Genomic DNA, 15,219 nt, shown 5'->3' with positions numbered 1-15,219 from the left:
ACTGGGTTCATATTCATTTCCGGTCTCTCCTCTCTCAGTTTTGTGCAGCCGTGGCTGGGGTAACAAAATAATCGGCGTTGGCAAGTTTCAACGTGTGATCCTTCTCTTTGGCAGGAAACATCGCTTCTGCTGTACGAATCGCCTTCAGCAACGCTTTGGCTTTATTTACGGTTTCTTCATATTCATTCTCAGGCACCGAATCCCATACGATTCCGGCTCCGGCCTGCACATACGCTTTTCCTTTTTTGAAAATAATCGTTCGGATCGTAATACATGAGTCCATGTTTCCGGAGAAACCAAGATAACCGATAGCACCTGCGTAAGCACCCCGTGCTTCTTTTTCCAGCTCTGCGATAATCTCCATCGCACGCAGCTTCGGTGCACCGGATACCGTCCCCGCTGGCAAGCATGAAAGAAATGCATCAAAGAAATCCTTGTCATCTCTAAGCTCACCTGTAACGTTAGACACCATGTGCATGACGTGAGAATATCGTTCAATTTCCATGAACATGTCACATTTCACACTTCCGAAGGTAGATACACGTCCCAGATCATTACGTCCCAGATCGACAAGCATCAGATGTTCTGCACGTTCCTTCTCATCCTGCAATAGATCTGCGGCAAAGGCACGATCTTCTGCTTCCGTAACTCCTCTTGGGCGAGTCCCCGCAATTGGTCGTGTCTCTACGCGGTTTCCATCCACTTTTACCAACGCTTCCGGTGATGTCCCAACAATAATCTCATCGTCCATTTTCAGATAATACATGTAGGGTGATGGATTCAACGTCCGAAGCACGCGATATACGTGCAGTGGAGAAACTTCGGTATCAATATGGAAACGCTGGGATAATACCACTTGAAAAATATCTCCTGCCCGAATGTACTCTTTGGCCTGCTCTACATTCCCGATAAACTGTTCCTTCGTCAGATTGGATCGAATATCCCCAGATCCACGTCTCCTGGAATGGAACGCGGGTTCAGGTTCTCCCCAGGTCCTTGCTGCTGCAAGCGTTCAGCGGCTTGTTCCAGCTTCTCAGAAGTTAAAGCATATGCTTGGCGGATATCATCATCCGTTGCACCGTCTTTCACGTGCACATTGCCCACGAGCAGCATCTGCTGCTTCACATGGTCAAACACGATAATCTGGTCACAGAACATGAAGCGAATATCATCCATTTTCAGATCATCCAGCGCGTGGGCCGGGAGCTTTTCATAATATTGCAGCAGATCATATCCGAAGAAACCAATCGCCCCACCTGTAAATGGCGGCAGTTCATCATCCTTCGGACTGCGATACTTACGCAGCAGCGCTTTGAGTTCTTCAATCGGTTTGCCTGGAAGCTCTCGAATCTGTCCCGCTTCTTCTACCACAATCCGGCCTTTTTTGGCCGAGATCATCAGGAACGGATCTGTACCGATGAAGGAATATCTCGCCCATTGAATACCACCCTCCACACTTTCCAGCAGAAATGCCCGGTCGTTGTCAGCATAACGGCGAAAAATCCGAATCGGGGTCTCCATATCAGCTAAAATCCGTTTGACTACCGGAATCAGATTATATTCATTCGACATTTTCAGTACTTGATTAACGTTTGGCGTTATCATTAGATCACGTCCTTTCAGATTAGGTAGAAGAAAAAGTAATATATACAACAAAAAAACCTCTACCATCAGGTAGAGGTTTGGTTATAAGCTGTTTCAACAAGTTGTTGCTTCATAAATAACAAGTCCCTATACATTCATCCTTACCGAATTATCACACAGGTTGTTGTATAGATGCATCATACATCCATCAAATACAAAGGAAATGTATCGGCATACACGAATCTCATCCATGGCATTCATTCTTTCATAAAACCATGAGGATATCGGTCGTGTTATACCAAAACAAAACGATGTCGCTAGACACGCTTGCTTTCCTTCATCCTGTATCAAATAATCCCGTAGCACGACGTACCGCGAATCAGTTGACCGGATTCTGTTGCTCCGGTTACCACCCGCTGGACTCTGCTATATACTCCACTCAGCTCAGCTGCTCTCAGCTCAATCTCTTCTCTACTCAACTGGTTCTCACTATACAACATTCCGAATGGTTTGACAACCATTCTAATCTTACGAATTGGAAGGTGCCGCCAAATCAGGCCGTAGAGACTGTGCACCGTTAAGATACACATGGTTGATTTCATTCTGACCTTTTGCTGTATTAACGTGTACCATAAAACGAATGCACTGTGGCAAGGCACCTTCAACTGGAACTTCCAGCGCACACATCAAGGGAACAAGCTCCCAGCCATCCAACTGGCGAATGGCCTTTGCTGGGAAAGCTGCATCCAGATCTCCAGTCATCGTAATCCACACACTGCAAATATCTTCGGGTGTGATCTCGTTACGATCCACGATTTCCTGCAATAGTACGGCCGTTTCTTTCAAAATATGCTCTTCGTTGTTATGCGTGACCGTTGTGGCCCCACGAATTCCCCGAGTAACCATGCTTTTAATCTCCCTTCTTAAGTAATTCAATGACGTCACGCACTGCCGTTACCGGTACATCCTTCACAATTCTGGCAGCGCCGATCCGGTCAGGAATAATGAAGACCATATGACCCTCACGAAACTTTTTGTCGTGCATCATGGCATCCATTAATGCATCCGTATCCAGATGTTCGGGCATCGTCACCGGTAGCCGCAGTGAACGCAGCATACGAACCGTATCGTCATATAGCCCTGCTGGGGCTCCCAATTTTTCGCCGAGCAATGCGGAGCCCACCATACCAATCGAGATGGCTTCACCATGCAGGAATTCGCCGTAACCGGCAATAGCTTCAATGGCATGACCAATGGTATGACCCAGGTTTAACAATGCACGTTCACCATTCTCACGTTCGTCTCGAGATACAATCTCTGCCTTGATGCTACAGCCACGTTCCAAACCATATTCCAGAGCTTCAGGATCAAGAGCAAGAAGATCCTCCGCATGCTCCTCACACCAATATGCAAAAGCTTCGTCCCGAATCAGTCCATGCTTCAGCATCTCTGACAAACCAGCCGAGACATCGCGGGGCGGCAAAGATTGGAGCGTATCCACATCATAGAGCACCAGCTCTGGCTGATGGAATGCACCGATCATATTTTTAGCCAGTGGATGATTGACAGCCACCTTGCCGCCAACACTGCTGTCATGCGCGAGGATCGTCGTAGGCACTTGTACAAACTTGATTCCACGCATATATGTAGCTGCGACAAAGCCAGCAAGATCCCCCACTACACCGCCGCCTAGAGCAACAATAGCCGAGCTGCGATCCAGTTTGCCTTCAATGGCGATAGTCATCATATCCTGATATACCGAAAGGGATTTCGATGTTTCACCAGATGGAACAACTGCGGAGACGACTGTAAAACCAGCCGTACGCAGCGTTTGCTCCAGATCGGACAAGTATTTGGGGGCTACATGCTCATCAGTAATAATGAGTAGCGGGCTTTTTTTGGTTAAGCCATATTGCTCAAAATATTGAGGCGCTTGAGCCAACAGGCCGCTGCCAATCAGAATTGGATAAGTGCGCTCCTCCAACTGCACTGTCAGCTGGCGCATCTTAGTAATTCTCCAGTTGATTATTGTAGTTGGCAAAGTTCGCGCGGATTTCCTCCATGGAGTCTCCGCCAAATTTCTCAAGGAAAGCTCTTGCAATTTCCCAGGCTACTACATGCTCCATAACGACACTAGCTGCCGGAACAGCACATGCATCAGAACGCTCAACCTGAGCTGTAAATGCTTCTTTGGTATCGATATCCACACTTTGAAGCGGTTTGTACAACGTAGGAATAGGTTTCATAACCCCACGCACTACGACGGGCATGCCGTTCGTCATTCCACCCTCGAATCCGCCCAGACGGTTGGTAGCTCGGTGGTAACCACGCTCTTCACTATGAACGATCTCATCATGCACCTGAGAACCACGAATGGTTCCGGCTTCGAACCCGATTCCAATTTCCACACCCTTGAATGCGTTAATGGACATGACACCCTGTGCAATTCGTGCATCCAGTTTGCGGTCATATTGTACGTGGCTCCCGAGACCTACAGGCACACCCTCAACGATACATTCCACGATTCCACCGATGGAGTCGCCTTCCTGCTTGATCTGGTCGATGTAGGCTTCCATCTTCTTCTCGGTTTCTGCATCGGTCACACGTACGGAGGAGGCTTCTGTCACTGCGATCAGTTCATCGATCGGCAGATCTTGATAAGGAGCTTCAATTTCTCCGATACGCAATACACGTCCAGCGACTTTGATTCCGAATTCAGCCAGGAATTGACGTGCAATAGCACCACAAGCTACACGCACCGTCGTTTCACGGGCACTGGAACGTTCCAGTACATTACGCAAATCTTTCAGGTTATATTTGAGTCCGCCATTCAGATCGGCATGGCCTGGACGCGGACGATGAACGCGGCGTTTCTCTTCGTCACTGCCTTCAATCGGCTCAATATTCATAATATTCTGCCAGTGTTTCCAGTCATTATTTTGTACAACCAGTGCTACGGGAGCACCCGTTGTATATCCGTGACGGATACCGCCAACGAAATTGGCTTGATCCTTCTCAATTTGCATGCGACGTCCACGACCATAGCCCTTCTGGCGGCGGTGAAGCTGAAAATTCAGCTCTTCAAAGTCAATATTCAGATTGCTTGGCAAGCCTTCAATAATTGCGGTTAATTGGGTCCGTGCGTCTCCCCTGCGGTTAAATAGCGTAAACTCATAATACGTTCCCCCTTTAAACTGTTAAACTTCACATTGCTAAAATCCCATAATTTCTTTGCTTATTATAGTATAGCTGACCGGCTTTGACAAGAAAGCCAGTCGTTTGTTGTCCTAAAATGGATTCGACTCGATTGGGGATTGATTGAGATTCCGACGTGTCAGAGAAATATCCATTCATCCATTATGAAAATAACCGTCTGGACACATATACATGTGCGCACCAGACGGTTATGAAATCAATTGAACTTATTTTTTGCGATAAAAGAATGTTTCTGCAGTCTCGAGGCCATATTGTCCAGGGAAAAAATCTGTTCCGTACTGCCTACAAACAAAATACCACCTGGACGCAAACTGGTTGCAAACTTTTGATACAACAGGTTTTTGGCTTCCTCGGTAAAATAGATCATGACATTTCGGCACACAATCAGATCATATCCCTCGTCAAAACGATCCAACAACAGATTTTGCTTCATGAATTTGACCGAGCTTTTCAATTGTTCATCAATACGATACACCAAGCCATCCTGCTTGAAGTAACGGTTAGCCGTATCCTTCGGTACATCTTTGAGCGAGCGTTCCATATAACGCCCTTCCTTAGCTTTGGCGAGAGCACCTTCATCCAGGTCACTTGCCGTAATGGAGCTTCCCTTGAGAATGCCCATCGTATCCAGGATCATCGCCAAAGTGTATGGTTCTTCGCCTGTGGAACAAGCGGCACTCCACACTTTAACGCCCCGTTTCGAACCCAGCAACTCGGGCAGGATTTCATCACGCAGCACCTCCCAGCGATTCGGGTTACGCCAAAATTCCGAGACGTTAATGGTCATGCGATCCAGAAACTCAAAGAACAGGGACTTGTCCTTCTGCATGGCATCAAAAAAGTTAGAAAACGTATGAAATCCGTTTTTGTTACGAAGTGTGGTCAGCCTTCTTTTCATCTGGCCTTCCTTGTATTGAGCAAGATCAATGCCTGTGCTCTCTTTAATTTTCCGAATAAATCCGGAATAATCCGGGTCTAGTAATTGTTCCTGCTCCAGCATCGTATCACCCTTCTGGCTAAAAAATTACAACCAGGCTGCGATGCTCTTGTCGTACGTTACCAGCTCATCCGGAGCAAAGAAGTTTGCTGCTTCACGAGAGGCACTTTCCGGTGAATCTGCCCCATGAATCAGATTATGCGGTGTGTGGCTGGCGAAATCTCCGCGAATCGTACCCGGAGCCGCTTCCTTCACATTGGTTTTCCCGATGACGATGCGCGCAAGCGCCACGATATCGTCGCCTTCCCACACCATAGCAAATACAGGTCCAGATGTGATAAAACGAACCAAATCATCGAAGAACGGTTTCCCCTCATGTTCAGCATAATGGCGTTTGGCCTGATCTTCAGACATCTGCACCAGCTTGCCTGCCACCAACTTAAATCCTTTGTCTTCCAGACGGCTAACGATACGTCCTATCAAACCACGCTGCACACCATCCGGCTTCACCATCAAAAATGTACGATCCATCGGCTCACTCCTCACTCACGGTTCAAAGTTATTTCATTATGTAAACGTAATCTCTTTGATTGTAACATACATGTCCAAATCCTCCCAATGAGGAATATCACACGAACGTTAATTTTTTAGTGAGAACATATACACAAGGACCTTCTTCATTCATAAAAGATGCCCCGTCCATATTAGAGTGTGATCAAACATATTAATGCGTACGTTTGACCACAAAATGAGCGATATCCCGCAGGTTTTTGGTGGTCTTGATGTTAGGCAGTTGATCCAGAGCATCGAGCGCTTTCTTCATATATCGGTCAGCCAGGGCTTCTGCTTTAGCAATTCCTTGACTTTGGCGAATCATTCCTATTGCATCCGATGCACTCGCCCGTCCCTCCTCGTGTTGGATGCGGGTTATCTCCTCCAACAAAGGTTCACGCAAATTGGTCTCCTGCAATGCATACAGGACAGGCAGCGTAATATTCCCTTGCTTCATATCACTGCCTGGAGGCTTGCCCAGTTGTTTCTCGGTACCAACCAGATCAAGTACATCGTCCTGAATCTGGAACGCCATACCCACATTGTAACCGTAGGTGTACAGCAACGAAGATTCATGTTCCGGTGCACGCGTAGCCAAAGCCCCCAACTGGCAACTCACTGCAATTAGAAGTGCCGTTTTGCGACGAATTCGCAAGAGATAGTTACGTACACTTTGTCCTGTATTGAAAAAGTCACGAATTTGTTCCATCTCACCGATGGACATCTGCACCATCGCTTTGGCCAGAATACGGTGTATCGCCGGATCGGACAGACCCGCAGTCATTTCAAGTGCCTTGCCGTAAATATAATCTCCGGTGTACATGGCAATCCGATTATCCCATTTGGACTTCACGGTTGGTTTACCTCGCCGTGTCGCGGCATTGTCAATAACATCATCGTGAACCAGAGAAGCCGAATGAATCAGTTCCAACGGAACCGCTACAAGCTTCAGACGTTCAATGTCGTATGTACCGAATTTCCCACCGAGTAACACAAATACCGGCCGCAACCGCTTACCTCCTGCCTTGAGCAGGTGAAGTGACGTTTCGCTCAGCAGCTTCTGTTCTCCCTGAACACTGCGATAGAGCTCTTTTCAATGTAGTCCATGTCTTTTTTAACAACCCGAAAATATCCAATAGTTTCATTCGTTCACCCGTGTCAGCGTATTGTCAGTCCATAAATCCATGCTTACCTTCCCCTCCAGCAAGTCGGGCCTGCAGGCATAACGAAAAACCAGGGCTTGCCTTTCCTGCTTGTATTCTTCTAAGACGTGCTGCTCTTCTTCGAATGTCAAGGCCGACATCCGGGAATTAAACTCTGCGACTTGTTCTGAAACATAATTACAGAAGCTGCCGGAGCATGGGTCAAGGCTGTGGTCACATCCAAACATCACCATCAGCGCTCACCAATACCCCGGGATTCAGGGATGGTCAAGAAATCCCTACACTTCATCAGCAGATCAATGTGTAAGGAACTCCACCTATCCCCGTTCATCCGGTTCTCCCCACCTTGTAAACAGTTGATGTGGGATGCGCAGGCTATCGAGCACTTTACCCACCAGGAATAGAATCAACTCGTCCATCGTCTGGGGTTTGTAATAAAAAGCGGGCATGGCCGGTATCATTCGGACACCGAGCCTGGAGAGCTTCAGCATATTCTCCAGATGGATCGCATGCAGCGGCGTCTCGCGCGGCACCAGAATCAGTGTTCTTCCCTCTTTCATCATGACATCGGCAGCCCGGGACATCAGATTGTCCGATGTCCCTTGTGCGATGGATGAAAGAGTACCCATGGAGCATGGCATGATAATCATGCCTTCGGCCAGGAAAGAACCACTTGCGATGGAGGCACCAATATCACTAACGGGATGATAGATCAGGGAACCCGCCCGACCGCTGAATTTTTCTTCCAGTACACGGTCCCGGTTCGTAACATCCCAGTCCATTTCTTCTTTCAATACACGCCAGCCAGCATTGGATATCACCAAATGCACAGTGTATTCCAGGTCAAGCAGCGTTTCTATTAATCTGATGCCATATATACTTCCACTGGCCCCGGTAATTCCGACAACAAGTCGTTTATTGTCCGGTTGCTGCATCTTTATTTCACCGCCAGATCAATTAAAGTAAACGTAAATACAACCAGGCTCAGCACACTGTTCATCGTGAAGAACGCAGTTTGTACTCGGCTCATGTCATTTGGTGATACGATATAGTGCTCATAGAAAAGAATACCATAAGTAATCAGCATCCCTGCACCATACCACCAGCTCAGATCTGTCATCAGTAACAATGCTAGAAAACCAACCGCTGTAATCACGTGAAAAACCTTGGCAATCTGCAATGATTTGTTAAGACCGAAACGGGAAGGTATAGAATGAAGGCCCTCTCCCTGATCGAACTCCAGATCCTGACATGCATAGATGATATCAAAGCCTGCAGTCCAGAACACAATCGTAACGTACAGCACAACTGCTGTCCAATCCATCGTACCCGTTACAGCTACCCAACCGCCCAGCGGAGCCAGACCGATAGTCATCCCAAGAACGATGTGGCATAGCCAAGTGAAACGTTTGGTATATGAATATAATACCAGCATAAATACAGCTATTGGCAACAGCTGCATGGATAACACATTAAGGTTGGATGAGGCCCAGAACAAGAGTACAAATGACAATACGATAAAGATAACAACCTCACCGTTTTTCAACAAACCAGCAGGAATTGCTCTCATCGCGGTACGTGGATTTTTCTTGTCTATCGCCTGGTCAATCATACGGTTCAAGCCAAAAGCTGCGCTCCGTGCACCAATCATGGCCAGTAGTACCCATACAATCTGCATCCAGGTCGGGAATGTATCATTTACTACCATGGAACCGAGGATGGCTCCCATAAATGCAAAAGGTAAAGCAAAAAGCGTATGTTCAATCTTGATCATTTCTAAAAAGATGCGAATTTTCCTAAACATGCTGATTCTCCTTGGTTCCAATATGCAGTGCCGCGATGCCTCCGGTTAGAGGATAGGCCTGCACTTGCTGCAATCCGGTTTCTGCGAAAATGTCGGCCAGTTCCTTCCTTCCTGGAAAAAGTGCCAGTGAGTCAGGCAGCCATTTATACTGCTCGTAACGTTTGGCAAACAATTTGGCAAGGTTCGGTAACACTTGTTCAAAATAAAAATAATAAATGCCTTTAAACGGTTGCCATGTTGGTTTGGACAATTCCAGACACACCACCATGCCGCCCGGTTTCACTACACGCTTCATCTCCGACAGAACCTGTCTTAGATCCGGTACATTACGCAGTCCAAATCCAATGGTGACATAATCAAATGAATTGTCTTCAAAAGGAAGTGACATCGCATTGCCCTGTACCAGCGTGATTTGATTTTGTCGATTTACAGCGTTAACCTTGGTTTGTCCAACCTCCAGCATATTGCTGCTGAAATCGAGTCCGTGCATGTGACCCGTTTCACTTGCTTCTGCCATCGCGAGCGTCCAGTCACAAGTGCCGCAGCACAAATCGAGCCCGGTATCGCCTTTGGACATATTCATCTTCTTCATGGTGAATTTACGCCAAGCTTTGTGCCTGCGGAAACTCAGAATGTCATTCATGACATCATATTTCCCGGCTATACTCTGAAAAACCGAATGGACAAATTCTTCTTTCGGTTTGGTCTCTCCGCTCCCCATTCGTCTGTCTCCCCCTCAATCTTCCCTAACTGCCGCATGTGAAGGCTGCAAATACGTCAGGTAAGGCTCCAGGATTGCATCGAACTCATCCAGGCCCAGTTGATCTTCCTCGTCTTGCAGCAACAGTTGTATACGGCGTGTACATTCACGAAGCTTGTCCAGCAACAAATCGCCAATCCGATACTTCAACACCATGCCGCTCCATGCTCTTGCATCCGGCTCGGGCTGGCGCAGCAAATTCCGCTCGTCATCATTGCCGTACTCGTATATATGCCAGAAGGCATAACTGTGATAAAAGTTCTGTTCGTCATTCATCCGCCGCAGCTCTTCCATAATCGCTTCGCAGCAGCTGAATTCGGCCAGCAGATTGTTCCATAACGACGCTTCGTTATCGCGGATCATGCCTGTAAAAGAAAGAAACAGCTGCATCTTCAGCTGTATTGTTTCACGCAAGTATTCTTCAGCCGAAACGAGAAGCTTTTTCATCCGTTCATACAGCGTCATTTTGCGTGCATTCACTTCGGATACAGCACCACTAAGTTTGCCGATCATTTCAATTTTGCCTGCATGGGCAAGCAACTGATAGAAACGGCTACTGAAATAATCTCCGGCAAGCACGTTCAGCTGGCGTGAACGCATCTCCAGTTCTCTACGCTCTCCAGAGATCGTATCGATTCGATCATGCGTATCCATGGCCAACTGAACGAGCGAGGTTGCGAGAGCGTATAGCTCATCATGCACCTTTTCGTCTGTGCGGCCCACAAATACCTGCAGCAGACGAGCCCGGCTATCCGGAAATGATGGGATTTCCGTATGTTGTCGAATCATGTCGTAATCCGTATATTTCTTTGCTAGTTGGGGTACGCGATATGAATTCATTCTCAGCCTCCGAGCATTTGCATTGTTAAACCTTTTCTGCACTACAATCTTATATATTATAGCATATGTTTATCGGGCACGCACTGAATCCTGCTATTCTATTACCCCTGACTTGACATTTCGAATTGCTTCTTCCAAAGTTCGGTCTCCATCATGTGAAACCAGTCCTTCAATTCATCGGAGAGGATCGGGCTTTTCCAGTCTCGAAGCGTTTCGATCGCATACATCGGCCACTCCCCACGCCGAATATCGGCAGCGAGCAGCAAATGCCTTTTATGAAGCCATTCATCCTCAGCCATTACACGCAGCATCACCTGGTCCACGTTATCCAGGCTTCGAAAGCCAAGATCAGCCACAGCAGCCATATTACCATAGATTTCGGTGTAACTTGTGTCGGTTCCGGTAACCTTTAGGTCAAGCGTCAAAATGGATCGTTTCCATTCCACACTGGCAATCGGTGTGGAAAGTTTTAAGGTACTCAGCACGTCCACCAGATTGTCTTCCGTTAGCTGGACTGGATGCCTCGCGGCAGAAACAGGTTGTACGTTTTCACCGCCCAAGGTACGCATATGTAAGGTTTGTATTGCAACAAGCAGAAGGACCGCCGCAACCGTTGCCAGCAGTGAAGCAGTCACGATCATCCGCGGTTTCATAAATGCCTCCCTGCCCTTACCTGTTAGTGTAGTCTGTCCGGTAAAGGCTCATACCTCATTGTACAATGAAAAAAGCAGGCTATGCCTGCAATTTTCATTATTCCGATTGAATCTGTCCATGCTTGGTGATCAGCGTGGCTTTTCCACGGATTTTAATGGCGGAAGTATGATTGGTAAATTGGGCAAACATGACTTCTCCCTTATCCAGCTTCTCCGTATGGTGGAAACGGGTATCCTGACCTCGGGTTAAGCCAATGACCTGGACACCATTTTCTTCCGCCTTAATTACGATATAATCACTGCCGGTTGGATGATCCATCACGCACATCCCCTCTCCTTGTTCAATAGCGTTAATGATGATAAAGATTGTTTCATTTGTCAACCAGCCCTTATATGAATAGAGCGCAATAATCTGTTACCGCCGGGTCATACTACAAGTTATCCAGCCACAGAAAGGAGAGTCACGTTGAAGTACACCCCCGCAGACCTGACAGACGAGCATATTCACCAGTTAAAGGAAATTGAACAGCATCTGTCTTCAGCTGCCGGAGAAGAACTCATTCTGATTGCCTATGCACAGCAGCCGGATGAGCCAGAGCCTTTGGACAGCAGGAAGAAAGATGATTAAAGGACAAAAGAAAAGGCCGTGAACAAGTCACGGTCTTTTTGTCGACATATGGAATATGTAGAAATCTTATTTAATTCCGTCTTTGAGCGCTTTACCTGGTTTGAATGCAGGAATTTTGCTCGCAGGAATTTCGATTTCTTCACCTGTTTGCGGGTTGCGTCCTTTACGTGCAGAGCGCTCGCGAACTTCGAAGTTCCCAAAACCAACCAATTGTACTTTGTCTCCGCTTTGAAGAGCCTCAGAGATTGCTTCGAATACGGCATCAACCGCTTTCGTTACATCCTTTTTGGACAATTCAGTCGCTTCGGACACGTGTGTAATCAAGTCTGATTTGTTCATTTGTTTTTCACCTCCTGAATCAATGTCCTGAATGTTATACTGTGTTTCCGTTTTATAGCGAAATATACGTTCATACACAAAAAATCTACGTACATCTTGAGCGTGATGAACACAAATCTCGGCCTGCGGTCAACAGTCATTTTCGGCAGAATGTCGCCTGAAACCAAGGGTGTTCCAGACGCCGAACAAATTTTATACTAATACAGACAGCACACAATTTCAAGTGCGGTTGCGGTTTAACACGTAAAATGTAACCGCCAGGGCAAGCACGAGCACCCCACCTTTTACAATATCATGCGTGAAATATTGAACATTCATCATCGTCAAACCGTTCACCAGTACACCAATTAGAACAGAGCCAATGAATGTTCCAATGACGTTCGGCTTGCCTGCACCAAATACGGAGAAGCCGACAAACACAGCGGCTACGGATTCCATTAACAACGGAGAACCCGCATCAATTTGTCCTGAGCCTACTTTGGAGGCATAGATAATACCACCGATTGCAGCAAACACTCCAGCAGCTACATAGGCGAGTGTACGCACCTTTTTTACCTTGATGCCGGATAGACGTGCAGCTTCCTCATTACCTCCAGTAACGTACATCTGGCGCCCATACTTCGTATAGGTCAAAAAGATATGCACACCGATCACCGCAATGAGCAGCAGAATAACCGAAATCGGCATTCCCAGCCATTTTCCCTGCCCAAGCTGCAGAAATGTGGGTCCATCTCTCCGGCTGCCTTGCTTCCGTCAGGGAATTGCATATGGTTATAGATCGTATAGCCTTGAGCATACGTTTTGTGAATTCCACCAATGATGTACATTGTGGCAAGTGTAGCCAGTAGATCCGGGATACGGAGTTTCACGATCAGCAAGGCATTGAGCCAACCAATTACAGCCCCAATGATTAGAGGCACAATAATGACAACGGCCAGCGGCTGCTGGTACCAAATCATTAACGAAGCAGTAACGACAGTGGTTAACGAGACAGTTGCCCACCGAGAGGTCAAATCCATCTACAATGAGAGATAAGGTAACACCGATAGCCACAAATGTCACAATGGAGATAGAACCCAAAATATCAGTCAAGTTACTGTACGTAAAGAAATAAGGCAATTTAATACCGAAAAATGCAATAACACCAATAATAACGATAATCGCACCATAACGGAACGCAAAATCTAATGATTTATCCTTCATGCTTCCACCTCTTGTCCACCGCTTGCGTAGTATAGCAGCTGTTCTTGATTAGTCTCGCCTCGTTTAAATTCTTTTACGATGGTCCCTTCACACATAACTGCGATCCGGTCACCGATACCCAATCCTTCATCCAATTCACATGTAAAATAGATCACGGCTTTGCCAGCCAAAGCCAGTTCGTTAATGATGCGAAAAATGTCACTTTTGGCGCCGATATCGACACCTTTTGTCGGCTCATCAAAGATAAAGACGTCTGCGTCCGCATTCAGCCATTTACCGATGGCTACCTTTTGCTGGTTGCCTCCGCTTAAATACTTCACTTCCTGCCGCACTGACGATGTCTTAATACCCAGCTGCTGCACCAAAGATTCCGCATTCTCCCGCTCGCGTTTTCGGCTTACAAAGCCTAATTTGCTGAGACGTCCAAGCAAGGGAAGGCTCAAATTCCGCTCCACGTTTTCCTCAATCAGAATCCCCTGTTTCCGCCGTTCCTCAGGCACTGAGACAATGCCCAGAGCCGCGGCGTCAGCAGGTTGAGAAAGGTGAAGTTCAAGATTGTTAAGTCGAATCTCTCCACTCTCTAGCCGATCTGCACCTATTAACAAGCGGGAGCATTCCGTTTTCCCCGCACCTACAAGCCCCACCACAGCAAGCACTTCCCCACGACGAACAGACAGATCCACACCCTTGACCCGGACTCCACGCCGAAGTCCCCGTGCTTCCAGCAGCACTTCACCTACCGGTGCTTCTGTCTTGGGGAACTCTTCCTCAAACGGTTTTCCGAGCATCTGCGTCACCAGATCATTGATCGTAAGCTCCTGTGCCTCACCCGTAAACACATGTTGTCCATCTCTCATAACGGTAACGCGGTCACAGTGACTTGTAACTTCCGGAAGACGGTGAGTAATGAAAATACATGCCACTCCGCGTTCCTTCAACAAATGTACGATTCGGAAAAAAGCATCCGTCTCTTCCTGGCTCAGCGGCGCAGTCGGTTCGTCAAAAATAATGACCTTGGCATCCTGAATCAGAATACGTGCAAGTAGTATCATCTGCTTCTCCGCGAGGGTCAGGTCAGCTACTTTTTTGTGCACGGATATGCTCGCTCCCAACTGCTGCAGAGCTTCGGCCGCACGCTGTTGCAGTTTCCGCGGACTTTTCCACCAACCTCCGGCAGGCGATGCCAATTGATCCAGCATAATATTCTCGGCAGCTGTCAATTGGGGTACAAGTGCAGCATCCACCTCCTGGTAGACACAGTGAATACCACTCGCTTTGGCATCTCCTGGTGAATTCAGATGAAGAGTTTGCCCACTTAACCAGATGGTGCCCTGATCCAATTGATAGGCACCTGACAGAATTTTCATCAAAGTGCTCTTACCGGCACCATTCGCACCAAGCAGCGCATGAATTTCCCCACCTTTTACAGAGAACTTAACATCTTTCAGTGCCGGAATGCCTGCGAACTGCTTGTGGACATGTTCCATTTGAAGCAGAATCGGTGCAGTACTCATGAGACAAACCTCCAATCGCTCCCCTC

Annotated in this window: 15 protein-coding genes and 4 pseudogenes; 1 reads left to right on the top strand and 18 read right to left on the bottom strand. The window is 47.3% G+C overall.

What is annotated here, in order from left to right:
- Nucleotides 1-34: 34 nt before the first annotated feature.
- The 15 genes and pseudogenes from trpE to mtrB all read right to left on the bottom strand — a co-directional run bounded on the left by trpE (nt 35) and on the right by mtrB (nt 11,828).
- A pseudogene (gene trpE, locus ACTWJ7_RS14940) lies at nt 35-1,605 on the bottom strand (anthranilate synthase component I).
- A 326-nt stretch (nt 1,606-1,931) separates the two neighbouring features.
- Complete coding sequence (locus ACTWJ7_RS14935; RefSeq protein WP_301877581.1) at nt 1,932-2,063, bottom strand: hypothetical protein; 132 nt, start codon at nt 2,061-2,063, stop codon at nt 1,932-1,934.
- Nucleotides 2,064-2,112: 49 nt separating this feature from the next.
- Nucleotides 2,113-2,490, bottom strand: a complete 378-nt coding sequence (aroH, locus tag ACTWJ7_RS14930) for a chorismate mutase (protein ID WP_024630657.1) — start codon at nt 2,488-2,490, stop codon at nt 2,113-2,115.
- A gap of 4 nt (nt 2,491-2,494) precedes the next feature.
- Nucleotides 2,495-3,589 carry a 3-dehydroquinate synthase gene (aroB, locus tag ACTWJ7_RS14925; protein ID WP_301877583.1) on the bottom strand — a complete coding sequence of 365 codons (1,095 nt, stop codon included), beginning with the start codon at nt 3,587-3,589 and terminating at the stop codon, nt 2,495-2,497.
- Nucleotide 3,590: 1 nt separating this feature from the next.
- Nucleotides 3,591-4,759: pseudogene (aroC, locus tag ACTWJ7_RS14920) on the bottom strand (chorismate synthase).
- Between the two features lie 247 nt (nt 4,760-5,006).
- Nucleotides 5,007-5,800, bottom strand: a pseudogene (locus ACTWJ7_RS14915) (CheR family methyltransferase).
- 24 nt (nt 5,801-5,824) lie between these two features.
- Entirely contained in the window at nt 5,825-6,268 is a 444-nt protein-coding gene (gene ndk / locus ACTWJ7_RS14910; protein WP_024630661.1) for a nucleoside-diphosphate kinase, read from the bottom strand.
- Nucleotides 6,269-6,461: 193 nt separating this feature from the next.
- A complete protein-coding gene (locus ACTWJ7_RS14905; RefSeq protein WP_443145582.1) occupies nt 6,462-7,298 on the bottom strand; it encodes a polyprenyl synthetase family protein in 837 nt (278 codons plus the stop codon).
- A gap of 132 nt (nt 7,299-7,430) precedes the next feature.
- Nucleotides 7,431-7,685 carry a hypothetical protein gene (locus ACTWJ7_RS14900; RefSeq protein WP_079349417.1) on the bottom strand — a complete coding sequence of 85 codons (255 nt, stop codon included), beginning with the start codon at nt 7,683-7,685 and terminating at the stop codon, nt 7,431-7,433.
- A gap of 84 nt (nt 7,686-7,769) precedes the next feature.
- Nucleotides 7,770-8,387, bottom strand: a complete 618-nt coding sequence (locus ACTWJ7_RS14895; RefSeq protein ID WP_094938626.1) for a UbiX family flavin prenyltransferase — start codon at nt 8,385-8,387, stop codon at nt 7,770-7,772.
- 2 nt (nt 8,388-8,389) lie between these two features.
- Nucleotides 8,390-9,256: a UbiA-like polyprenyltransferase gene (locus ACTWJ7_RS14890; RefSeq protein ID WP_024630665.1), complete on the bottom strand. Its 867-nt coding sequence runs from the start codon at nt 9,254-9,256 to the stop codon at nt 8,390-8,392.
- Nucleotides 9,249-9,977 carry a demethylmenaquinone methyltransferase gene (locus tag ACTWJ7_RS14885; protein WP_301877590.1) on the bottom strand — a complete coding sequence of 243 codons (729 nt, stop codon included), beginning with the start codon at nt 9,975-9,977 and terminating at the stop codon, nt 9,249-9,251. Before ACTWJ7_RS14885 ends, ACTWJ7_RS14890 begins: the two co-directional genes overlap by 8 nt.
- 15 nt (nt 9,978-9,992) lie before the next feature.
- Nucleotides 9,993-10,856 carry a heptaprenyl diphosphate synthase component 1 gene (locus ACTWJ7_RS14880; protein WP_079349419.1) on the bottom strand — a complete coding sequence of 288 codons (864 nt, stop codon included), beginning with the start codon at nt 10,854-10,856 and terminating at the stop codon, nt 9,993-9,995.
- A 101-nt stretch (nt 10,857-10,957) separates the two neighbouring features.
- A complete protein-coding gene (locus tag ACTWJ7_RS14875; RefSeq protein WP_301877591.1) occupies nt 10,958-11,509 on the bottom strand; it encodes a hypothetical protein in 552 nt (183 codons plus the stop codon).
- A gap of 97 nt (nt 11,510-11,606) precedes the next feature.
- Nucleotides 11,607-11,828: a trp RNA-binding attenuation protein MtrB gene (mtrB, locus tag ACTWJ7_RS14870; protein ID WP_024630669.1), complete on the bottom strand. Its 222-nt coding sequence runs from the start codon at nt 11,826-11,828 to the stop codon at nt 11,607-11,609.
- A 147-nt stretch (nt 11,829-11,975) separates the two neighbouring features.
- Between mtrB and ACTWJ7_RS14865 the strand changes: the two genes are divergently transcribed.
- Nucleotides 11,976-12,137: a hypothetical protein gene (locus tag ACTWJ7_RS14865; RefSeq protein WP_161634208.1), complete on the top strand. Its 162-nt coding sequence runs from the start codon at nt 11,976-11,978 to the stop codon at nt 12,135-12,137.
- A 66-nt stretch (nt 12,138-12,203) separates the two neighbouring features.
- Here the strand turns inward: ACTWJ7_RS14865 and ACTWJ7_RS14860 are convergent, their stop codons facing one another.
- The 3 genes and pseudogenes from ACTWJ7_RS14860 to ACTWJ7_RS14850 form a co-directional block, all read right to left on the bottom strand.
- The gene (locus ACTWJ7_RS14860; RefSeq protein ID WP_024630670.1) at nt 12,204-12,476 is read right to left on the bottom strand and encodes an HU family DNA-binding protein; all 273 of its coding nucleotides are present in this window, start codon (nt 12,474-12,476) and stop codon (nt 12,204-12,206) included.
- A gap of 219 nt (nt 12,477-12,695) precedes the next feature.
- Nucleotides 12,696-13,679, bottom strand: a pseudogene (locus ACTWJ7_RS14855) (ABC transporter permease).
- Nucleotides 13,676-15,193 carry a sugar ABC transporter ATP-binding protein gene (locus ACTWJ7_RS14850; protein WP_301877603.1) on the bottom strand — a complete coding sequence of 506 codons (1,518 nt, stop codon included), beginning with the start codon at nt 15,191-15,193 and terminating at the stop codon, nt 13,676-13,678. The pseudogene ACTWJ7_RS14855 and the gene ACTWJ7_RS14850 overlap by 4 nt, the downstream one beginning before the upstream one ends.
- Nucleotides 15,194-15,219 lie beyond the last annotated feature (26 nt).

Source organism: Paenibacillus sp. 1A_MP2, assembly GCF_052244825.1.
Taxonomy (GTDB): Bacteria; Bacillota; Bacilli; order Paenibacillales; family Paenibacillaceae; genus Paenibacillus; species Paenibacillus vandeheii.
Note: the sequence above shows the minus strand (reverse complement) of the source record. Positions and strands in the feature narration are given on the sequence as shown.

Coding starts and splice junctions, on each gene's coding strand:
- aroH (WP_024630657.1), bottom strand. CDS start 2,490: ATGGTTACTCGGGGAATTCGTGGGGCCACAACGGTCACGCATAACAAC.
- aroB (WP_301877583.1), bottom strand. CDS start 3,589: ATGCGCCAGCTGACAGTGCAGTTGGAGGAGCGCACTTATCCAATTCTG.
- ndk (WP_024630661.1), bottom strand. CDS start 6,268: ATGGATCGTACATTTTTGATGGTGAAGCCGGATGGTGTGCAGCGTGGT.
- ACTWJ7_RS14900 (WP_079349417.1), bottom strand. CDS start 7,685: ATGGTGATGTTTGGATGTGACCACAGCCTTGACCCATGCTCCGGCAGC.
- ACTWJ7_RS14895 (WP_094938626.1), bottom strand. CDS start 8,387: ATGCAGCAACCGGACAATAAACGACTTGTTGTCGGAATTACCGGGGCC.
- ACTWJ7_RS14890 (WP_024630665.1), bottom strand. CDS start 9,256: ATGTTTAGGAAAATTCGCATCTTTTTAGAAATGATCAAGATTGAACAT.
- ACTWJ7_RS14885 (WP_301877590.1), bottom strand. CDS start 9,977: ATGGGGAGCGGAGAGACCAAACCGAAAGAAGAATTTGTCCATTCGGTT.
- ACTWJ7_RS14880 (WP_079349419.1), bottom strand. CDS start 10,856: ATGAATTCATATCGCGTACCCCAACTAGCAAAGAAATATACGGATTAC.
- ACTWJ7_RS14875 (WP_301877591.1), bottom strand. CDS start 11,509: ATGAAACCGCGGATGATCGTGACTGCTTCACTGCTGGCAACGGTTGCG.
- mtrB (WP_024630669.1), bottom strand. CDS start 11,828: ATGGATCATCCAACCGGCAGTGATTATATCGTAATTAAGGCGGAAGAA.
- ACTWJ7_RS14860 (WP_024630670.1), bottom strand. CDS start 12,476: ATGAACAAATCAGACTTGATTACACACGTGTCCGAAGCGACTGAATTG.
- ACTWJ7_RS14850 (WP_301877603.1), bottom strand. CDS start 15,193: ATGAGTACTGCACCGATTCTGCTTCAAATGGAACATGTCCACAAGCAG.